Source organism: Thermoanaerobacter ethanolicus JW 200, assembly GCF_003722315.1.
GTDB classification, from domain to species: domain Bacteria; phylum Bacillota; class Thermoanaerobacteria; order Thermoanaerobacterales; family Thermoanaerobacteraceae; genus Thermoanaerobacter; species Thermoanaerobacter ethanolicus.
Genome location: NZ_CP033580.1, coordinates 1,242,479 through 1,262,217, shown reverse-complemented (window position 1 = coordinate 1,262,217; position 19,739 = coordinate 1,242,479). Strand labels below are relative to the sequence as shown.

The following is a 19,739-nucleotide window of genomic DNA, read 5'->3' as shown; positions in this document are numbered from 1 at the left end:
TTAAGTATTCACAATAATCTAGGATACACGAAGAGAAGCAAAAAATCCTCTAAAACACTCTAACCAAATTCATTATAAAAAAAGGTACTAATTCGCTTAGTACCTTTTTGTAAACTTTATTTTCTTTATCACAAAAATAATACTTGCCTTTATGGTAATTTGTTCCCTGCAGCTCTATATAACTCATACCATTCTTCTCTTGTAAGTTCAATCTCTGATGCTTTGCATATATCTTTCAATCGAGCAGAATTTGTCGTACCAACAATAGCTTGTATCTTTGCTGGATGTCTTAAAATCCATGCAATAGGTATAGCAATACTCGGCACACCCTTTTTAGCAGCAATTTCGTCAATTTTGTCATTAAGTTCTTTAAATTTTTCGTTACCTAAAAAAGTGCCTTCAAAAAATCCATATTGGAAGGGCGACCATGCTTGTATCGTAATATTCTTTAACCTGCAATACTCCAAAACACTGCCATCTCTATCTATAGACTGATCTACTTTCATATTCACATTAAAACCAGAATCTATCATACCTGTATGCATAATACTAAACTGCAATTGGTTTATGATAAGCTTTTGGTTTAAATAATTACTAAGCAGTTCTATCTGCATCGGATTAAAATTACTTACGCCGAAGTTTCTAACCTTGCCACTGCTGTGAAGTATTGAAAAAGCCTCTGCAACCTCTTCTGGTTCCATCAAAGTATCAGGACGGTGTAATAACAGAACATCTATGTAGTCAGTTTTGAGTCTTTTTAAGCTTCCATCGACAGATTTCAAAATATGCTCCTTTGAAAAATCATAATATCCATGTCTTATGCCACATTTAGTTTGAATAATTATCTTTTCTCTGATATCAGCCTTCTTGCTTATTGCCTCAGCAAATACCTCTTCAGATTTTCCACCGCCATATATATCAGCATGGTCAAAAAAATTTATGCCTTCCTCCAGAGCCGTATTTATAAGTTCCGCCACTTCTTTTACAGGCTTATCAGCAATCCTCATACAACCCAACGCAATTGCCGAGGCCTTTATCTCCCCATTACCAATATTGATATACCTCATTTAAAGCACCTCTTAACTTTTTGTTTTTATTATAACATACAGCAAAAATTTTTCTAACCGTTTTATCACTAAATCCTATCTTATCTCTGGTTACAATATAATCAATTTTTTTCGTATTACGTCATTCTCAAACTTCCGATTAATTATAAGGTAATAAATGTAATTACATTGAAATCATTATATCACTTACATATCATTCCAAAAACAAAATATCTTTTCTGCTTTCCAAATCAATTATATGAACACTTCCACTTTCAACTTCAATAAATCCTACCGAATTAATCTTATCTTCCCGTTTGCTGAGAGATGTAGAACCAGGATTAATCACCACACAATTTTCAATCTTTTTTATTAAAGGAATATGCGTGTGCCCAATTATAAAATAATCTAATTTATACTTCTTAACCAACTTATGTATATCTTCATCAGAAATATTATGGCCATGTTGAATCATAAATCTTTTCCCCTCAATGAAAGCAAAGACATACGGTGTTTGTATAGGTACATCAAGCATCATTTGGTCAACATAAGCATCACAATTCCCTTCTGCAATCAAAATTGGAACGGGAGAGGCATTTACAGCATCAGCAAGTTTTTTCGGGTCATATCCTTCAGGAATTTGATTACGGGGTCCATGATATAAAACATCCCCTGCATGTAAAATAATATCCGAATCCTTTAAAAAATCCCACGCCTTTTCCCATGATTTATAATCTCCATGAGTATCACTTATAACACCAATTTTCATATAATATCACCCTACCTTTCTACACCTTAATTTTAATTTTATCATTTTATAACGCAAAATCCAACACAAATATTAAGAAAATTTCGACATACCTGACAAAAATAATCTAACCCCATAAGCACCTGATACCAAAGTTATATTCTGTTGCATGTATAATAGATATATAATATAATGAAACTAAGAAAGATTTAAGAAAACACAGAATATAAAAGCTATCAAAATGTCAAACTTAGTGTAAGAAAATTAAAGGAGCAAATATGGTAGGCCAGAAATTTACAATGAATATGAAGGAGGAAATCAAATGATATGGATAATTTTAGGTATCGTAGCAGTTATAGTTTTGTGGTTTATTGTGACTTACAATAGTTTTATTAATTTGAAAAACAGAGTAGAAAATGCTTGGGCGCAAATAGATGTACAGTTAAAGAGAAGATATGACCTTATACCTAACCTTGTGAATACAGTAAAAGGATATGCTGCTCATGAAAAAGAGATTTTTGAAAATTTAGGAGAATTAAGGGCTAAGGCAATGGGAGCTCAATCAGTAAAAGAAGTAGGAGATACTAATAATCAGATTACACAAGCTCTTAAGACAATTTTTGCTGTTGCAGAAAATTATCCAGAATTAAAGGCAAATGAGAATTTTTTAAAACTCCAAGAAGAATTAACTAATACAGAAAATAAAATTGCTTTTGCAAGACAGTTTTATAATGATATAGTCATGCAGTACAATGCAGCACAACAGAGAATCCCTGCTTCTATTGTTGCAAATATGATGAGATTAACACCCAAGGAATATTATCCTGTTGATGAAGGTGAAAGAGGACCTATTAATGTTCAGTTTTGATTAACGAGGGTGTGAGTGTAATGTCTAGAAAAACTCTATATGAACTTCAAGCAGAAAATGTAAGGAAAACTTATCTATTTATAGTTACATTTTCTCTTATACTTTTTGCTATAGGTTATTTTTTTGTATGGTATTTCAACTGGGGACTTACAGGAATAGTTCTTTTAGCAATTTTTATTGTGCTGTATAATTGGATAGCGTATGAGCAGTCAGATAAAATAGCTCTCGCGTCGGTGGGAGCCATTCCGGCAAATCCAGAGGAGTATTATGTTCTTCATAATATTGTGGAAGAAGTCGCTCTCGCAGCAGGTATACCAAAGCCCAATGTTTATATAATGGAAGAATCCCAACCTAATGCTTTTGCTACGGGCAAAGACCCAAAGCATGCTTCTGTTTGTGTCACAACCGGTCTACTTCAAATGATGAATAGAGAAGAGCTCCAAGGAGTAATAGCTCATGAAATATCTCACATCAGAAATAGAGATATACTTTTGATGACGGTTGTTGCAGTTGTTGCAGGACTTATAATTTTACTCAGGGATGTAATGCTAAGAAGTATGTGGTGGGGAATGGGAGAAAGCAGAAGAAGAGATAAAAATGACAATGGAGCTATAATTCTCCTCATTATTGGGCTTATTTTTTCTATTATTGCTCCTCTTATTGTATTAATTATAAGGTCTGCAATTTCAAGACAAAGAGAATATTTGGCAGATGCAACTGGTGCATATATTGTAAGAGATCCCTATGGTCTTGCATCAGCTCTTGAAAAAATAGGTAGTTATACTAGACCTATGAGAGTTACCTCTGACGCAACAGCTCATTTGTTTATATCAAATCCTTTTGGAAGAGCGGAAAAGTTATTTGCAACTCATCCACCGATTGAAGAGAGAATTAAGAGGTTGAAGAGCCTTACAATGTAAAAGACATAAGAAAATTTTATAAGGAAGGGTGTAAATAGTAATGAAAGAAAAAGCGACATTAGAAGAGTGGAAAGAATTGTATGAGGTAACTGTTAAAATAAAGGAATTAAATCCTTGGAAATATTTTTGGGATGTAGATATAATAACATTAATTTTGCCAGAAAATGAAGAACCAGTATATTGTAGTGTAATGGGAAGAGGAGGAGAATTTTACGGTATAGGTTTTTATTTTGGGTTTGATGCTTTGGATAATTTTTACAAAATTATTGAGACTACTGATATGCCACCACAGCAAATTCAGCGATTTCAAGAAGATAATGTAATTATATGCTATTTTGGGGATAGAGAAGAGTTGTTTAAAGAAGAATTGCAAATTGTAAAAGACCTGGGATTGAAGTTTAGAGGTAGGAATAACTGGATCTATTTTAGATCTTTCAAGAAAGGATATGCTCCTTATATTTTGAATAAAGAAGAAGTATTAAAACAGACAGCAATAATGAGACATTTATTACAAACACTAAAAAATTACATTGAAGAAGATATTGTAGTTAACTTCGAAGAGGGAGAAACTTTAGTTCATAAATACGATGAGCAAAAAAATCAATGGGTTACTTTAGCAGCTCCCCTTTTGTTACCCCAAAGAAAATATTTAATCCCTATATTAAAAGATGAGCTTCTTTTATCAAGAATGGCAAAGCAAACAACTACTTCTGCCGAAATAGAAGTTGATATAGCGTACTTGAATACCATAATTAGAGATAAAGAATATGATAGACCAATTGCAGGGAGAATTTGTATTCTTGCTGATTCTAAATCAGGGATGATAATAGATCAACATATTCTTTCTCCAGAAGATAATGAAGTACAATATGTTTTTGATATGGTAATTCCATATATTTTAAATATGGGTAAACCAAAGAAAATATTTGTAAGAGATGAGTATTTATTTCATTTATTAGTTGATTTGTGTGAAAGGACTAAAATTGGTTTGTATATAAAGAGCCGATTAAATGCGATTGATTATTTCATAGAAGAATTTGTAAACTTTAGATAGGGAGCAGGATTTTATCTGCTCTTACTTATTTTCAAGGTAATATATGATATTGCTGAAATTGTATTTAGCAAGGTGGTACGGCGGGGTGATGGGTATATATGGATATATCTTAATACAGTTATAAGATAGGCCAAACGTCCCCCTATCTTTTTCCTGTGCAAATATTAAGAAAATTCGACACGTCCTGACAAAAATAATGTAAGCCCATTTTGGAACGCCGGATACCAAAACTATATTCTGTTGCATGTATAGTATATGTATAATATAATGAAATCAAGAAGGAATTTCTCTATGAAAGTACAGAATATAAAAGCTATTAAAATGTCAAACTTAGTATGGGAAAAATTATGAGGAGTGCCAATTATGTCTTTGCCAAAAAGAAAAGAAGTTTATACTTATGAAGATTTTAGCCGTTTGTCCTCCGCCTGTTGAGCCAAAAAGAGAAACGCTTTTTCCCGTGATTCATATTGATGGTTTATCTTTACAAAACTCGGTCAGTAATGTAGTTTTTCCTACACGTCTTCAAGTTTGTTTAATGTTTCAAGTTCATATTCTCTTACCAATAAACATTAAATTCACCTCATTAACTTATAAATTTAGACTTGTGCAAAATTCAGAAGCCTTCATTTAAGCCATTCTACAGACATACTTTTTTCCTATCACTCTTGAATTTTTTATCTTTTATGTAGGATTTCCCCTCCCATTTGTCGAATTATTATATATACCGTATAAAAATATTTTAGGTGATTGCAAAATGAGATAAATATTAGAGTAAAAAAGTTACATTACAAGGAACAAAATAAAGAAATTACATTTTAAAGGCACGCTCAAGAGGGGAAAAGAGAAATGGAAGAAAGATACAAATTCAAAAAAGACAATACCTAACACACCTTTTTAATGTAAAAAGGTGACAAACGAATCAAACCATAAGAACAAGTTATCAAGCCAAAAGTTTTTTCAAAGATAAAGGATGTTCAAAAGTACCAAGTTTTGCAGTAATAATTAAACCAATATGTTGAGTGATAGCCCCAAGAAAAACATCAGCTTTGATTGACCTGGTATTTATGAGTTTAAAGCTATCAACAGCGATAGAACTTTTTAAAAGAGAAATAGATTTTTCAATAATAGGGCGTTTTTCATAAAGTTTGGACCACTTTTTAGAGTTACGAGGGACAACAGTGTTTTTTCTAAAATCAATATCAAGGGTAGTATAGAATATTCTGCCGCATTTAGAAGAGGTACAGGGGTTATCACATTGAAGGATATAAGTAGTTTTACCGTTTAGTCTAACTTTTTTGGACATAGGGCAAAGCCATTTAATTCTGGTAGTTCTACCTTTTTCCCGGACGATGCCATCATAGGACATTTTAAGAGAAGGGTCACGGGGGCAGGTAGGGATACCATCAGAGTTAAAAGTAGGCTGAGGTAAGTTTTTAGAATTTCGAGGGTTAATAGGGATAATAGGGATTATGCCATGCTCTGAGAACAAGTATTTGTAATTATCAAAAGAATCAAACCCAGCGTCACCTAAGAAGTATCTATAAGAGAAATTAGGATGTAAATTAAAGAATTCCTTAAGAGAAGGGATTAAAGTTTTAGAATCGTACAAATCTTTAGACTCGGCAGCAGATTTAGCAGTATTGACATTTAAAGAATCATCGTCATAGAAACTAATATGCTGAATAATGCCTAAGCCATTAGTGAGGATGGTAGCTTTGATAGAGTAACAATAATGGCCATTAATATAAGAGAATTTAGCATCAGGATTAGAGTGAGCGAACTTAGGCATTTTAGAACAAGCATAAGAGTGGGCATCAAAATCAGGATTAGATTTAGAGAACTTTTTAATATTTCTATAAAGGGAATCAAAGAACTTAGGATTATTTTCTCTGACATAAGGTTGAAAGCCAGTAGTATCAGCGATGAGGATATTAGAAAGTGAAGGATTAATAGCCTGACAAATAGGCTCAGTTAAATTAACAAGATTATTGAAGAAATTCTCCAAATCTTTGAGGAAAATGGATTTAAATCTAGAGAATTGAGAAGGATGAGGGACTCTTTTAAAGCCACAAAGCTCTCTTAATTCTTTAGAGAGCTTAAGAACATGGACAAGGAGTTGAACAGTAGGGATAGAGAGAATTTTTTGGATAATCAAAGAAGTGAGCATAGATTCAAGAGAAAAATCCCTATGACGCCCGAAGTGAGAATAATAATGGGCGTAAAAAGAAGGTGGAATAAGTTCAGATAAATCAATAAAGGAATCAAAGAGTTTAATAAACTTGGGTTTATCTTCTTCAAAGAAGGATTGAACATCATCGTAAATATCGGAGAGAGAAAGTTGTTTAGCTTTGATTTTCATAGGATTTCCTCCATTTCTTTTTGGGATTTGGTTCTCTATATAAATTCGACGAAAGTGGAGGAATTCCTTTGAAAATATATAGCAGAATCCCTTAATCCATAAGGATTTTGGGATTCTGCAAAGACCTATATAAAAATATTTTTTAAGGAGGGGGAAATCCTACATGTACCAGCTTCAATTACTTTTAAATATACCTGAACTCTTTACTTCTCTGTCTAAAATTGATTTCTATTCTTCTATGTTTAAAAATCTAGACTTGTCTTCAATACCTGAATTCCCTTCCTCTAGTCCTGGCCGTAAGGGTTATTCTCATCATGCAATGTTTAGAGCTTTTATTGTTATGAAAGCTGAAAGATTCGGTACAATTTCTGACCTTTTAGATTATCTCCGCAATAATCTTATCATTGCTCATCTTTGTGGCTTTAACATCCTTAAACCTCTTCCTTCTTATTGGACTTTCCGCCGTTTTATTAATGAGTTCTCTCATGATTATTTGACCTCTATCTTTCAAAATCAAGTCAATATCCTCAAAAATATGGGCATTATCTCTGGTGAGTTTATTTCCATGGACTCTACCCCTATTAAAGCTAACACTAAGTTAAATAACCCTAAGTCTTTTTCTAAAAATAAATTCTCTAAAGATAATCAGCCTAAGTCTGATAAGGATTGTAAATTAGGCGTTTATTCTGCTTCTAATGATTCTTCTAATAAACGCTATAAGTTTTATTGGGGCTATAAAAATCACATTATTGTTGATGCTATCTCTGGTTTACCCATCGCTGAAACTACTACCCCCGCTGATGCCCCTGATTTTGAAGTCGCTTTATCTTTGCTTGAGAAGACTAATAAGTGGTTTAACCTTAAGTATGTTAATTTTATTGCCGATAAGGGGTATGATGTTAAGAGAGTTTATAATTTTGTTAGAGATACTCTCCATGGTCATTGTTTTATTCCTCTTAACAAGCGTAATTCTAAAAATCCCCCACTGACTGATGATGGTTATATGGTTTGTGAAGCAGGTATTAAAATGCTCAAAGACGGCAAGCAATATTTTGATGGTTTTATTAAGCAAAAATTTGTTTGCAAGTTCTGTAATTCTAAAGATGACTCTGCCTGCCCTATTCAGCATCCTAAATATTTTAATGGCAAAAAGCATAGAGGCTGTACTAAGTATGCTATTATATCTTCTGATTATAGGTCCTCTATTAATAGAGACTCCCTATATTTTAAGGCTGTCTATAAATTGAGGATTGAATCAGAAAGATATAATTCCCGCTTTAAAGCTCTAGATTTTGAAAAAGCTTATGTTAGAAATATTAATTCTGTCAGCAACCTTAATACTTTTGGCCATATTACTTTGCTTACTGTCGCTATTGTAGCTATTAAACTGGGTAAATTTGATGAGTTTAAGTCCCTTATTGGTCTGATGCAATCGGCTTAACTTTTACTGAATTTAGTTCATGCCATTTTTTAACATTTGACTTCTACAGGATATTTATGCCCTTTTTTAGCTCCTCTTTTTGTCTTTTCTTTTCCCTTACCACTTTCTTTATGTTTTATTGTCAGTTTTGATTACTATATATTGTATATCATACATATTCTGGTTTTTGATCGTGATTATTTTTATTAATTTTGCACATCCCTATATAAATTACTAACTCTAAAGTTACTAACTTTAGAGTTAGTAATATTATAGCAACAGATTTGTTTTTTCATGTCTACCAAATTGTCTATTATTATTCTGCAAGATATCATGTATTTATCCATTCATCAGCTAATTCATCCATAAGCTTCCACGCATCTCCTAACTTCCATTTATTACTTGTACTATCAACCTGCTCTTTTCTATGCCAAGTGTTACAATAAGCGTACGTATAAACTCTTCTTGGCAAAAAAGATTTAACAGTTACTGTTGCAAAGCTTACCACCATTAACTCTTCCTTCAAATTCTAATATAGATCTGTTACCAAAAAAAATAAAGACACTACTTTTCATAGTACCTTTATTTCAAGAACTTACCTAAATCCTCTATTTTATCTATCTCAAATATATTATCAACAATAGCCATCAATGTTTCTCTGTTTGCACCATCTATTTTCTTTACATATTCTTCCGGAACATTTCCAAATTTCTTCTCTAATAACTTAATAACAGTTACTCCTATTCCCCTCTCCATGCCTTTTTCTATTCCTTTTTCTATTCCTTTTTCTATTCCTTTTTCTATTCCTTTTTTTATCCCTTTTTTTATCCCTTTTTCAATACCCCTTTTCTCACGCTCTTTCATCTCTTGCAATATGGTTTTTTCAAGATTTGATATCATTATATTCACCTCCTTGTTTTCATCTATTATCCTCTCTATATTTTCTCGCTCTTCTTCCGGCAATCTAGCTAGTAATATCTTTTTAAACCATGCTTTAAATAATAATATTTCATCTTTATCCAAGTTATTTAATATCTCTGATAATTCCTTAAGCCTTTTCATTATTTCTTCAAATTCTACTTTTTGTTCCAATAAAAATACAGAAGCTATTAAGTTTTCTAACTTTAATAATTCTTCTTTTGTATACCTATTTACATCTATTAGTATATATTTGAAATCTACTGCATATTCTCCAAAGGTTTCATAGGAATTTAGTGTTTCTTTGTAGCTTGTTTTTGCTGTCCACTTACGGACTCCGTTGTACAATACTATCGGTACTATAACTGGTAATTTAAAATCTTTCCTTCTTGATTCTTTTTTTGGTATGTCTTTTAGTATGCTTCTCCATATCTCTACCATATATAAAAGTAATCTGTAGGGCATTTGATAGTCAACTGTAGATTGTAATTCCATCAATATATAAAATATAACTTCTTTTTCTTTTAATTTTACTCTGTAAACTAAGTCTGCTTCTTTATCTGCAAAGTCTTGTAATACAAATGACTTATCTACTTTAACTACATTTGCCTCGTCTATATCATTTACCCATTCCTGTTTTACAAAACTTCTTAATAACTCTATAAACACTCGCTTACTGGATAACAAAAATTTATACCCTTTGTCATGCTGATTGTGAATAGCTTCCTTTACATTTTTATCATTCATGACATTTTGCTCCTTCTTAATATTATTATATCTCATAAATGATAAGTTTTGAATAACAATTTATAATTGCTGTTACTAAGTCTCTAAATAATTTTCATTCTGTATTCATTTTACCATTTTATTTCCTAAAGACCAATACAAATATTAAAAATATTTCGACATATATCGACAAAAATGAAAATGTGTAACACAGCAAAGCCCTGAGGATAATATTAATAACTTAGCTTCACCTAACATCTTTACTATTTTTCAAGCTTTAACAATAATAAAAAAACCACACGTTTTTATCTTTTTTATCCTGCCTTATTTCGCTTATTGTATAATTTTGGTTTTTATACTCCTCTGCAACTTTTTGGGCATCTTCCTTTGTTCCCAAAATCCTTACATACATTTTACCACTTGAAGTTTTCCCTGTTGTAACTTGGTATCTTTTTTCATCCTCTTCTTTCCTTTTACTATGCTTTCTCTTCCATTCTTCATGATCTAACGGTTTAGCATTTTTTACAGCTTCAATAATTAAATTAATATCCTCTTCAGATATATTTCCCCCTTTTACTTTTCTAATCTCTCCAACAGCTTCCATTCCGCCAATAACAACAGGCATGCTGCAATCTTTAGCTTTCACCCATTTAGCCCGTTTAAATATTACAATTGGATATATATGATCTTTAACTCTCTCATGTAAATCAGGCAAATTTTCTTCTAACCATTTTTTAAACAATTTAACATGCCTTTCATTTTGCTTAGTAGGGCTTTGAACTTCAACCCATTTATTACCTTGTTTCATACGCCACTTATCTTTTGCCCCTAAAAAAGCCCCATCCCATGATTTTGTCTCTAATACAAAAATTCCGTTCGTATTTAATACAAGATGGTCAATTTGTATAAATTCGTCAGGTTCTACTTCTAAAACAAGATCATTTATAACAACTGCATTACTTGGAAGCCACAAATGCAATGCCCATCCTACCGAATTTTCACCACTACTTCCTTGTTCTTTTTCGGAAATACGCCTCCATGTGTAAGCAACATCCGCAATAGGCTCTAAAAGCCATCCAAAAAAACCTTCACTAATTTTGTCTAGATGTTTTTGTTTTTCTCTTTCTTCTTTTTCTTTGATTTTCTGATAAAAAAGCTTTTTTATTTCTTTATCCTGCTCTACAAAACGGGCTAACATTTTTCTCCCCCTTACATTCTTCCTTTTGGCAATGTTGCACTATTGAAAAAATTTGGTACTCTCATGCGGATATTTTTAACAAATTTCCTTTCAAATCCTTACTTTCTGTGAAAATATAAATTGCTTTTTTTTGATACTTGAAGTTTATCATTTTCGAGCATTATATTAAAAGTATCACAAGTAAAATAAACATCAACTAGGGGTTTAAGGTCTAAAAAATCAAGACTACACACAATACCATTTAAGCTCATTATTCACTATGGCAATATCAAACTCTCTGTATCCTCTAGCTGCTGCTATTATTCTGACCATGAAGTTCTGGGAAGCCTTTACATTCTCCACAGCCTTAAGAAAGTTTTCATAAGCAGTTTCTCCATCTATATCCTCAGGAGGGGCATCCCCTTCGCCGTCAAGACAGACGGGATGATTTAGTTCATAATTTTCTGTAACATCTTCTACATCAATATATATTTGCCAGTTAGCTCCAAAATCGTATATATATTTTAATTTCCTGTAATAGGGTATATATTCTGACAACACTATATCCCTTTCAAGTTTTGTCTCTATCTCTGTAGGAACATCAAAAGCTTCTTCATTGCCTACTAATCGCACAACTGGCTTATAATCTCTATTCTTATAAACCTCATCACTATAAATATAGAATTCGTGGAGATGATAATCTCTCCATCCAAAAACTATTTGTAAAGCTTTATGAAATTCACGAAATGTCATATTAAGTGGGATTATCAACTCTCTCCATACATTATGTCGTTCTAACTCAAGCTTTGCTTTCACTTTCACAGCTTTACTGCCAAAAATAGGTTTGCCCCAAAATTCCTGCAAATCTTTAAACATCTCCTCACTAGGTCTTATATATCCGCCTCTACCATCCCCTATAAAATATCTATTTGTTTTTCGACTTACAATAGTTTGAAAAATAGATCTGTCCTTCAATAAGTCCTCACCGTAACCTACAACCTCACAAGACTTATTCATTCTTGCTACGGAAAACTTATCCTTTGTTTTAGCGTATATAATACCATTAGCCTTTCTCATATACTCTTCTACAACTTCTTCTTTTATGTGTTCAGCTAAAAAGGTTTTACGTATACCTTCTTGTATAATTTCATCCAGCTTTTTAAAATCTTTTGCTTTAAGATTATATAAAACTACAACATATCTGTTTTTGTCATTTACAAGAGCCACACTCTTTCTTCGATTCAAAGTTATTAAGTTGGCATGCCAGCAAAATAACGGGTCTTCATCAGAGTAAGGTAAAGGATCTATCTTTAACTCATTTAATAATTTTCTGGTACACTGTATTAACATCAACCTCTCCTCCCATACTCTTCTCCCATAAATTAAAGCTAATATAATTTTATCATTCTGTCTTCTAAAAGCCAATATGAATATCAAAAATATTCCGACATATGTTATTAAAAATAAAAATTCTCTCTTTCAATTTCTTCAATACAAAGTAAAACTCGTATTTTATCAAGCGTAATGTTTTACCTATTTTTATCCAGAGAAATTTTTACGCAAAAATTTGGACTTGACATATGTGAAACACATATATATTGAGGCATAATATGTATATAGGGGGATATCTATAATGTGTTTTGGTAAATTAGCAAACATCATAAAAGGTATTTGGAAAAATAAAAATGAGGGCAGTGATAAAATAACACTGAGCCTTTATGGTCTTAATATAAGTGTCGAGAGAAAAACAAATATCAATATTCCACATGAAGTAACAGTAGTAGTCCCAAGAGTTGAGCTTAGAAAAAAGATAAAAGATAATGAGGAAGAGATAGAGATAATAATGAATAGTATAACTGTTGTACACTCTCCACCTCATGAATTAGCAGGTCTCCCCTCTTCTCCGGTAATTCCTAAGCAGTATTCCCATAAATGCAACAAAAATTAACATTAAAAATAATTGTGGTTAGTTGTATAATTAAATGCAACAGATAAAAAAATAGAAACCATAGTGAAAATCGTGTATGATATAGGTGTCAACTAAACATCATACAAGGAGGATTTTCACTATGGTTCATAATAATGATACCACAAAAAATCGTTCTTTTAAACACTTAAGTAGCTATGAACGAGGAGAGATCTATGCATTACTCAAAGAAGGAAGAAGTATTCGGTATATTGCTAAAAAACTTAATCGATCTCCAAGCACTATAAGCCGTGAAATTAAACGTGGAACTACTACACAACTTAGAAGTGATTTATCTTCTTATACAAGCTATTTTCCTGAAACCGGTCAAGCTATCTACGAAAAAAATCGTTCAAATTGCGGAGCTAAATTTAAAGTAGCTAAAGCAGAAGATTTCTTGAAATATGCTGAAAATAAAATATTAAATGAAAAATGGTCACCAGATGCAGTTGTAGGCTATTGTAAAAAAGACCCAAGCTGGAATAATAAAACCATTGTTTGTACTAAAACACTGTACAACTATATAGATAGAGGATTATTAAAAGTTAAAAACATTGATTTACCTTTAAAACTACGTTTAAAACCAAGGAAGAAACAAAATCGTAAAAATAAACGTATTATGGGTAAAAGTATTGATTTTAGGCCTAAAGAAGTTGAAAGCCGTGAAGTTTTTGGGCATTGGGAAATAGATACGTTAATTGGCAAGAAATCTAATGACAAGGTCCTTTTAACATTAATAGAGCGTAAGACTCGCCATGAAATAATATTCTTATTAGATGCAAAAGACAATAAATCTGTTAAAGATGCATTATCAAAATTAAAAGATATGTTTGGTGACAATTTAAACAAAGTATTTAAAACAATAACATCTGATAATGGTACAGAGTTTAGTGATTTAGAAAGTGCTCTTTTAGAATATGGCGTAGAAGTATATTATACACATCCATATTCATCTTGGGAAAGAGCTACAAATGAACGACATAACGGTCTTATACGACGTTTCATCCCTAAAGGTAAAAGTATTAAAGATTTATCTATAGATACGATAAAGAGAGTAGAAAACTGGCTTAATAACCTTCCACGAAAATTGTTAAATTACAAAACGCCTAAGGAATACTTTTATGAAGAGCTGGCAAAAATCTGTTAAGCCCATCCCTTATAAAGTTTAGAGCTCGTTCGTGATTTGTCAAGGGGCAGGCTTCGCCTGACTTTAACCCTTGACAAATCACGACCTTCGCTCAATTTGTTAACTAAGATGGGCTTAAGGTTATATATGATTTGTTCAAAATCCTATATCTACATGATTTTCATTAGGTGTTGCATTTAATATTGCAATTTATATTCTTCTTTAAGTTGGCTTATTTGCTTATTAAGACTATCTATTTCCTTTTTCAATTGCATTACTTCTTTATTATCAGAGCTGGAACATCCGGTTAATGCTGTTAAAATAATTATTAGAACAATTATACTTATACCAGTTAACATACTCTTTGACTTTATCATTATTATTAACCCTCCACTTGAACTTATTTATAATTATATTTTCTCATTTTTTTCCTTTTGACTATCTTATAATTTATAATTTATTTTTATATTATTGCTACAAAAACATCTCAGTAAAAAGTAACTTTAAAGCATATAATAAATCTATCCAGTTCTATTTTACCATTCCCTTTTCTGAAAACCAATACAAACATTAAAAATATTTCGACATATCTCGACAAAAATAAAAACAGGAATAATCCTGTTCCTCCAAATACTCACTCTTTTTCTCCTTCAATTCCCTCAATATCTCTTTCACATTATGCGCTTTATCTTTTGAGCAAATTAGAAGTGCACCCTCTGTAACATCTTCTATACCCAATGTCACAATAAACCTTTCGTTAGCTGTTATTATGCATTTCTTTGTACATACACTTACGACATCACCTTTTATGACATTGCAATTATCATTTTTTCATAAAGCCTATCTATAGATGTCCAATTTCCTACATCGTCCCAACCAAAATCTCCTCGTATCACATCTATAATTTTTTTTGATTTTTTCGTCGTAATCAATTAAGACATTTTGAAGTTTTAAGTATTTATCGTAGTAATACTTTTCCTGTATTGCATTTAATAATCATTTAAAGTAGAAGCTACTTCATTATATGCTTGTCTTTTCTCCTGAGAAAAATATAGAGCATAACATCTATTGCTTATTTCTTTAATTGCTTCAATTTCTAATTTTTCAAAATGTCCTTTTTCATTTTTTGTAAGGGGTTTTGCATATTCTTTATCATTTTTATATGGATGATTTGATGGAAGTCTATTTCTTCTATCATTAATTTTACTGAAATTTTTATATGCAACGGGAAAAGTGTTTTCAAAATAATTATCTTGCTTTAAAGAATTACTATATTCCTTTTTATTTTTAACTTGAATTCGGCAAGTAGCAAGCAAATTAAAAATTCAATTTCCATGAATGTAAAAAACGGTGTTTTGTTATAAGTTTTGCACTTTGATAACTGAATATTTACATTGAAAAAATAAAAGCTATATCGTTTTTTACAGTTAATTTACTCTTTTAAGGTATAGCAAAGCTAACCGTCTACTTGATATGGCGGTTTCTATCATTTGGTATATTTTTTGGTATATTCTATGTGTTTACTATGTTAAGCAAAATACCATTAGCGCTTTTCGTATATACGTTATCACAGTCTTAAGAAACGGATTATTAGGGTAACGTATATGCCTATAACGTCCTTTCCCAACAAGATTACCAGGTACATTATATAATATCCGCCTTATTGTGGTTATCTCATGATGCCTCATAAACTCTGGCAAGATAGTCCTTTTGAACCAATTATGGAGATTGTAAGCGATCATTTTGATAAGCAAAAATATTTCGTTGCAAAATTTGTTTCTTTGACTGTTTTTTGAAAAAGCAAATCCTTCTTTTAGTTCATCTATTTTGTTTTCAATGTCGCAGCGTTGGTTGTATTCATGAAATATCTCTTCAGGTGTCATGTACTCAATATTTGTTACTATAGCTTGATATTCATATTTGAATTCGTCTATATCCATACAAATCTGCCCTGTTTTGGGCTGTGGCAGTTTTTTGCGTATAATCACAATTCTGCGTACTTTATCCCATTTAGGCATTTTTGCATATATTTCATTTACACTAAAGGTCTTATCTATTTCAGTCCAAGGATAAAGGTGTTCTCTTTGATTGACGTAGTCTATAAAGCATCTGATCCATGCCTGATTTTTAGCTTTCATTACATATTCATAACCTTTAGATTCAAAATACAGTATATTACCGTAATCAAATGCTCCACGGTCAACGCGTACTCGCTTAATTATCCAATTTTCAGGAAGCTGTTCTTCGCAAGATTTTACAAAATCTAAGAAACCATGATTTGTGTGATGTTTACCTTCTTCAAGAGTAACATTAACAAGTTCATCAGTATTAGCAATAATGCCGATTTTCTCTTTGAAAGATGGTCGACCATGGTACCTTGGATTATAACCTACTGAAGCACCTTCCTGCTCTCCAAATATAGTACAAACTGTATCGTCAAAATTCATAATGACTTCACGTTTCGTTCCTTTAGATTGCAAGGAAAGCAAAGTCTTGTTAATAAGTCTTAATTCTTCAAGAGAACTTTCAGGCATGGCTTTAATTAAGTCTCTGCATACTTTTTCGCTGGGAACTTTATGTCCTTTAATTTCTGTGTATGCATTATCATATCTTAGTTGGTCCATGTGAAGAAAGCGAGTATTCCCTTGAATTACAGAATCAATCATAAAGTCAATAACCTCGGCTGGTTGAAAAACAGCATTTGGTGCTTTTTTAAAGGATAATATGCTTGAAAGAATTTTATTAAAGCCGATTTTTTCTTTAAATGCTTGGATATAGGTGAAAGTTACATTGTTTGATACTGTAAAATTGTCAAAAGTTGCTGGCAAAATATATTTTGAAAACCCCTTTTCTTTTGTAAGATTAAGTGTTAAACTCATACTATGGAGATTCTCCTTTCTGTTAATGTTTTTGTTTAACACTTAAATTTTATCAGAAAAAGGGGAATCTCCATATATTTTTTGTAAAAAATTTTTCACTTAATTTAGTCCTCAAATAGCTCTATTTGGGCATTTCGTAAATTCACTTGCCGAATCCAAGTTTAACATTAATATTCCCTTTTTCTAGTAAAGATATAACCAAGTTATGATTAAAACTATTTATGTACGAAAGCCAAGTAGAATAATCAATATCTTCTATTTTATTTGCATTAAACAATAGTCTATTCAGATTATCTAAATCTTCTTTACTCATTATTTCTGTGTTAAATAAGTATCTCGCATTTTCTATCCCACGTTTAGTTTTAAAAAAGTCTGAGGCGTAATTTATATTTTTATTACTATCTTTTTTGATAATCGCACTGACAAATTTATTTAGTGCAATATCTTTTTTAATTTCCAGTCTTTTGAATCCAAAAAATTGATAATATAGTTTTAATCCCTCTAAAGCGATAATTGGAATATCACTTTTCATCATCTGAACTATTAATTCTCTTTTTACGTCATCATCATTCTCAGATAATACTTTATAACTTAATATTTTCTTTTGTAGATAAATATTTTTTAGGTAAAAATTTCTTTTTTCTTCTGTTGTAGTTAAACCAAGCTTTTTGTGATAATCTAACCAATCTATTACAAAATAATTAACATACCAACTGCGATTTTTTGGCAAGTTATCATATATATTAATGTCAAATTTAATATATTTAATAAAATACTTAAGTAAAGTAGAAATTATATAATCATCGGAAATACTGGTGTCCAATAAATTTCTAATAAAGCTTTTAACTTCATCGTCATGACTAAAATATTTAGCTAAATAGAAACATATACCATCAAAATCAACCAACATTTTATCGTAATTGTTTATTAACCCTCCATGCTTAACAAAGCACAACCATAGATGAAAATAAATTTTCAAGTTGCAAGAAACTAGTTTTTTGGTAAACTAAAATTAACAGGGTCAAAGGTTGATTTAATGCTGATGGATTAATACCTCGTGAATTAACCTAACTTGATTACCTTTGAGCACAACCAATTGTCGCCCCATATTAAGGCAATATGGGAACAGCACGGGTGTTAAGTTTCTTATTTTTCTCAGGTAATCAACCCTGTAATAAATTTAACAGGAGTGAAGAAAATGCAGGATTTACTAGAAGTTTGCTGTGGACTAGATGTTCACAAAGAAACAATAGTGGCTTGTTTGCTTAAAGGTTCTGTCAATGATGAAAAGCCGGAAAAAACGATAAGAACATTTTCCACTTTATTAAAAGACCTTGAAGAATTAAAAACATGGCTTGAAACAGAAAACTGTCATCATGTTGCCATGGAGAGTACAGGGATATACTGGCAACCCGTATATAACGTACTCGAAAGTGCTTTTGATGGTAACATATCAATCATAGTAGCTAATGCAAAACATATGAAGAATGTACCCGGTAAAAAAACTGATATGAAAGATGCAGAATGGATTGCTACTTTATTAAGAGCTGGTCTTTTAAGTGGAAGCTTTATTCCTCCGCAAGAAATTCGAGAATTACGCAACCTTACGAGATATCGCAAAAGCATAATTGAAGAGATATCTTCTCAAAAAAATCGTATAGAGAAGCATTTACAAAGCTGTGGATTTAAGCTTTCAAATTTTTTGACAGATATATTTGGCGTATCAGGTAGAGCGATAATAGACCATATAGCAGAGCATGGAAGTATAACAGCTAAAGAAGTTGAAAATTATGTAAGAGGGAGAGCACGCAGTAAAATAGAAGACATAAAGCTATCAATTAATGGTAGAATGAATAAGCATCAAAGAGAATTTTTAAAGCTTTTACTCAATCATTTAGATGAAACGTATAAACATCTTTATGAGATAGAAGAGAGTATTAATGCTGAGATTGAAAAATACAAGAGACAGATTGAACAGCTAGATGGAATACCTGGCATAGATGTAACGGCAGCTGCTGCAATAATTGCTGAAATAGGTACAGATATGGATAAATTCAAGACTGCAGAGCACATTTGCTCATGGGCAGGATTAAGTCCCGGTAATAATGAAAGTGCGGGAAAAAAAAGTCCACTCGAGTAACAAAAGGAAACACTTATATAAAGAGGATACTGTGTGAAGTAGCATGGAGTATAACCCGCATAAGGGATTCATATCTTGCCACATGGTATTGGAAAGTAAAGCAGCGCCGTGGTACAAAAAAAGCGGTAGTAGCACTTGCCAGGAAAATATTAGTTATCATTTATACTATGCTTAAAAATAACACTGACTATGATGAAAGAATTTTCGATGAAGTGCGAAAGAAACAGGAAATAATTCGCGTTAAACGGATTATTAACGAAGCTCGCAAGTTGGGTTTAGAAGTAACAGTGTCCCAAATTTAAGTAGTATAATTAGATAACTTTACAAAAATTCCCAGCTGATGCTTTTAAAGCATTGGTTTAATATTTATTACCTTTTTTCTGGCTGGATGT

The 19,739-nt window shown here is 31.6% G+C and carries 19 protein-coding genes and 1 pseudogene; 7 read left to right on the top strand and 13 right to left on the bottom strand.

Translation table 11 applies throughout. The annotated features are described in order from the left end of the window. Nucleotides 1-149: 149 nt before the first annotated feature. A complete protein-coding gene (locus EB239_RS06195) occupies nucleotides 150-1,067 on the bottom strand; it encodes an aldo/keto reductase (RefSeq protein WP_003871015.1) in 918 nt (305 codons plus the stop codon). Between the two features lie 193 nt (nucleotides 1,068-1,260). Further along, nucleotides 1,261-1,815, bottom strand: coding sequence for a phosphodiesterase (yfcE, locus tag EB239_RS06190; protein ID WP_003871014.1), 555 nt, complete (start codon nucleotides 1,813-1,815; stop codon nucleotides 1,261-1,263). Between the two features lie 301 nt (nucleotides 1,816-2,116). Here yfcE and EB239_RS06185 point away from each other — a divergent pair, with 301 nt between their 5' ends. Genes EB239_RS06185 through EB239_RS06175 form a run of 3 tightly spaced genes read left to right on the top strand, consistent with a single transcriptional unit; the run spans nucleotide 2,117 to nucleotide 4,636 of the window. Beyond that, complete coding sequence (locus EB239_RS06185; protein ID WP_003871013.1) at nucleotides 2,117-2,662, top strand: LemA family protein; 546 nt, start codon at nucleotides 2,117-2,119, stop codon at nucleotides 2,660-2,662. Nucleotides 2,663-2,682: 20 nt separating this feature from the next. Continuing rightward, entirely contained in the window at nucleotides 2,683-3,582 is a 900-nt protein-coding gene (htpX, locus tag EB239_RS06180) for a zinc metalloprotease HtpX (RefSeq protein WP_019907485.1), read from the top strand. A 40-nt stretch (nucleotides 3,583-3,622) separates the two neighbouring features. Further along, complete coding sequence (locus tag EB239_RS06175) at nucleotides 3,623-4,636, top strand: DUF7309 domain-containing protein (protein WP_003871011.1); 1,014 nt, start codon at nucleotides 3,623-3,625, stop codon at nucleotides 4,634-4,636. 940 nt (nucleotides 4,637-5,576) lie between these two features. Here EB239_RS06175 and EB239_RS06170 read toward each other — a convergent pair. Next, nucleotides 5,577-6,995, bottom strand: a complete 1,419-nt coding sequence (locus tag EB239_RS06170) for a transposase (protein WP_003871455.1) — start codon at nucleotides 6,993-6,995, stop codon at nucleotides 5,577-5,579. Between the two features lie 163 nt (nucleotides 6,996-7,158). Between EB239_RS06170 and EB239_RS06165 the strand changes: the two genes are divergently transcribed. Next, nucleotides 7,159-8,436, top strand: a complete 1,278-nt coding sequence (locus tag EB239_RS06165) for a transposase (protein WP_129545111.1) — start codon at nucleotides 7,159-7,161, stop codon at nucleotides 8,434-8,436. A gap of 310 nt (nucleotides 8,437-8,746) precedes the next feature. Here the strand turns inward: EB239_RS06165 and EB239_RS06160 are convergent, their stop codons facing one another. The 4 genes from EB239_RS06160 to EB239_RS06145 all read right to left on the bottom strand — a co-directional run bounded on the left by EB239_RS06160 (nucleotide 8,747) and on the right by EB239_RS06145 (nucleotide 12,661). Next, nucleotides 8,747-8,941 (bottom strand): hypothetical protein, encoded by a 195-nt coding sequence (locus tag EB239_RS06160; protein WP_318261452.1) that lies wholly within the window; start codon nucleotides 8,939-8,941, stop codon nucleotides 8,747-8,749. A 56-nt stretch (nucleotides 8,942-8,997) separates the two neighbouring features. After that, nucleotides 8,998-10,080, bottom strand: a complete 1,083-nt coding sequence (locus tag EB239_RS06155) for an Rpn family recombination-promoting nuclease/putative transposase (RefSeq protein ID WP_003871502.1) — start codon at nucleotides 10,078-10,080, stop codon at nucleotides 8,998-9,000. Between the two features lie 256 nt (nucleotides 10,081-10,336). Then, nucleotides 10,337-11,257, bottom strand: a complete 921-nt coding sequence (locus tag EB239_RS06150; RefSeq protein WP_003871503.1) for a nuclease-related domain-containing protein — start codon at nucleotides 11,255-11,257, stop codon at nucleotides 10,337-10,339. Between the two features lie 225 nt (nucleotides 11,258-11,482). After that, nucleotides 11,483-12,661, bottom strand: a complete 1,179-nt coding sequence (locus EB239_RS06145) for a plasmid pRiA4b ORF-3 family protein (protein WP_318261451.1) — start codon at nucleotides 12,659-12,661, stop codon at nucleotides 11,483-11,485. A 208-nt stretch (nucleotides 12,662-12,869) separates the two neighbouring features. Here EB239_RS06145 and EB239_RS06140 point away from each other — a divergent pair, with 208 nt between their 5' ends. Next, nucleotides 12,870-13,184 (top strand): hypothetical protein, encoded by a 315-nt coding sequence (locus EB239_RS06140; protein WP_003871505.1) that lies wholly within the window; start codon nucleotides 12,870-12,872, stop codon nucleotides 13,182-13,184. Between the two features lie 121 nt (nucleotides 13,185-13,305). Next, nucleotides 13,306-14,349 carry an IS30 family transposase gene (locus EB239_RS06135; protein WP_003869295.1) on the top strand — a complete coding sequence of 348 codons (1,044 nt, stop codon included), beginning with the start codon at nucleotides 13,306-13,308 and terminating at the stop codon, nucleotides 14,347-14,349. A gap of 176 nt (nucleotides 14,350-14,525) precedes the next feature. On the opposite strand, the gene EB239_RS14615 is transcribed toward EB239_RS06135, so the two are convergent. The 6 genes from EB239_RS14615 to EB239_RS06115 all read right to left on the bottom strand — a co-directional run bounded on the left by EB239_RS14615 (nucleotide 14,526) and on the right by EB239_RS06115 (nucleotide 18,117). Beyond that, on the bottom strand, nucleotides 14,526-14,705 hold the full coding sequence (locus EB239_RS14615) for a hypothetical protein (RefSeq protein WP_003871536.1): 180 nt from the start codon (nucleotides 14,703-14,705) through the stop codon (nucleotides 14,526-14,528). A gap of 193 nt (nucleotides 14,706-14,898) precedes the next feature. After that, nucleotides 14,899-15,138, bottom strand: coding sequence for a cupin domain-containing protein (locus EB239_RS15225; RefSeq protein WP_404815212.1), 240 nt, complete (start codon nucleotides 15,136-15,138; stop codon nucleotides 14,899-14,901). Beyond that, nucleotides 15,135-15,260, bottom strand: coding sequence for a hypothetical protein (locus EB239_RS14940; RefSeq protein WP_318261450.1), 126 nt, complete (start codon nucleotides 15,258-15,260; stop codon nucleotides 15,135-15,137). Before EB239_RS14940 ends, EB239_RS15225 begins: the two co-directional genes overlap by 4 nt. 57 nt (nucleotides 15,261-15,317) lie before the next feature. Further along, nucleotides 15,318-15,644, bottom strand: coding sequence for a hypothetical protein (locus EB239_RS06125; RefSeq protein ID WP_003871535.1), 327 nt, complete (start codon nucleotides 15,642-15,644; stop codon nucleotides 15,318-15,320). 207 nt (nucleotides 15,645-15,851) lie between these two features. After that, the gene (locus EB239_RS06120; protein ID WP_003870496.1) at nucleotides 15,852-17,207 is read right to left on the bottom strand and encodes an IS1380-like element ISTps2 family transposase; all 1,356 of its coding nucleotides are present in this window, start codon (nucleotides 17,205-17,207) and stop codon (nucleotides 15,852-15,854) included. 142 nt (nucleotides 17,208-17,349) lie between these two features. Then, entirely contained in the window at nucleotides 17,350-18,117 is a 768-nt protein-coding gene (locus EB239_RS06115; protein WP_164995796.1) for a hypothetical protein, read from the bottom strand. Between the two features lie 288 nt (nucleotides 18,118-18,405). Between EB239_RS06115 and EB239_RS06110 the strand changes: the two are divergent. Continuing rightward, nucleotides 18,406-19,649 (top strand): annotated as a pseudogene (locus tag EB239_RS06110) (IS110 family transposase). Nucleotides 19,650-19,739 lie beyond the last annotated feature (90 nt).

Excerpts from the sequence above, each read along its gene's own strand:
- EB239_RS06195 (WP_003871015.1), bottom strand. The coding sequence starts at position 1,067 with ATGAGGTATATCAATATTGGTAATGGGGAGATAAAGGCCTCGGCAATT.
- yfcE (WP_003871014.1), bottom strand. The coding sequence starts at position 1,815 with ATGAAAATTGGTGTTATAAGTGATACTCATGGAGATTATAAATCATGG.
- EB239_RS06185 (WP_003871013.1), top strand. The coding sequence starts at position 2,117 with ATGATATGGATAATTTTAGGTATCGTAGCAGTTATAGTTTTGTGGTTT.
- htpX (WP_019907485.1), top strand. The coding sequence starts at position 2,683 with ATGTCTAGAAAAACTCTATATGAACTTCAAGCAGAAAATGTAAGGAAA.
- EB239_RS06175 (WP_003871011.1), top strand. The coding sequence starts at position 3,623 with ATGAAAGAAAAAGCGACATTAGAAGAGTGGAAAGAATTGTATGAGGTA.
- EB239_RS06170 (WP_003871455.1), bottom strand. The coding sequence starts at position 6,995 with ATGAAAATCAAAGCTAAACAACTTTCTCTCTCCGATATTTACGATGAT.
- EB239_RS06165 (WP_129545111.1), top strand. The coding sequence starts at position 7,159 with ATGTACCAGCTTCAATTACTTTTAAATATACCTGAACTCTTTACTTCT.
- EB239_RS06155 (WP_003871502.1), bottom strand. The coding sequence starts at position 10,080 with ATGAATGATAAAAATGTAAAGGAAGCTATTCACAATCAGCATGACAAA.
- EB239_RS06150 (WP_003871503.1), bottom strand. The coding sequence starts at position 11,257 with ATGTTAGCCCGTTTTGTAGAGCAGGATAAAGAAATAAAAAAGCTTTTT.
- EB239_RS06140 (WP_003871505.1), top strand. The coding sequence starts at position 12,870 with ATGTGTTTTGGTAAATTAGCAAACATCATAAAAGGTATTTGGAAAAAT.
- EB239_RS06135 (WP_003869295.1), top strand. The coding sequence starts at position 13,306 with ATGGTTCATAATAATGATACCACAAAAAATCGTTCTTTTAAACACTTA.
- EB239_RS14615 (WP_003871536.1), bottom strand. The coding sequence starts at position 14,705 with ATGATAAAGTCAAAGAGTATGTTAACTGGTATAAGTATAATTGTTCTA.
- EB239_RS06120 (WP_003870496.1), bottom strand. The coding sequence starts at position 17,207 with ATGAGTTTAACACTTAATCTTACAAAAGAAAAGGGGTTTTCAAAATAT.
- EB239_RS06115 (WP_164995796.1), bottom strand. The coding sequence starts at position 18,117 with ATGTTGGTTGATTTTGATGGTATATGTTTCTATTTAGCTAAATATTTT.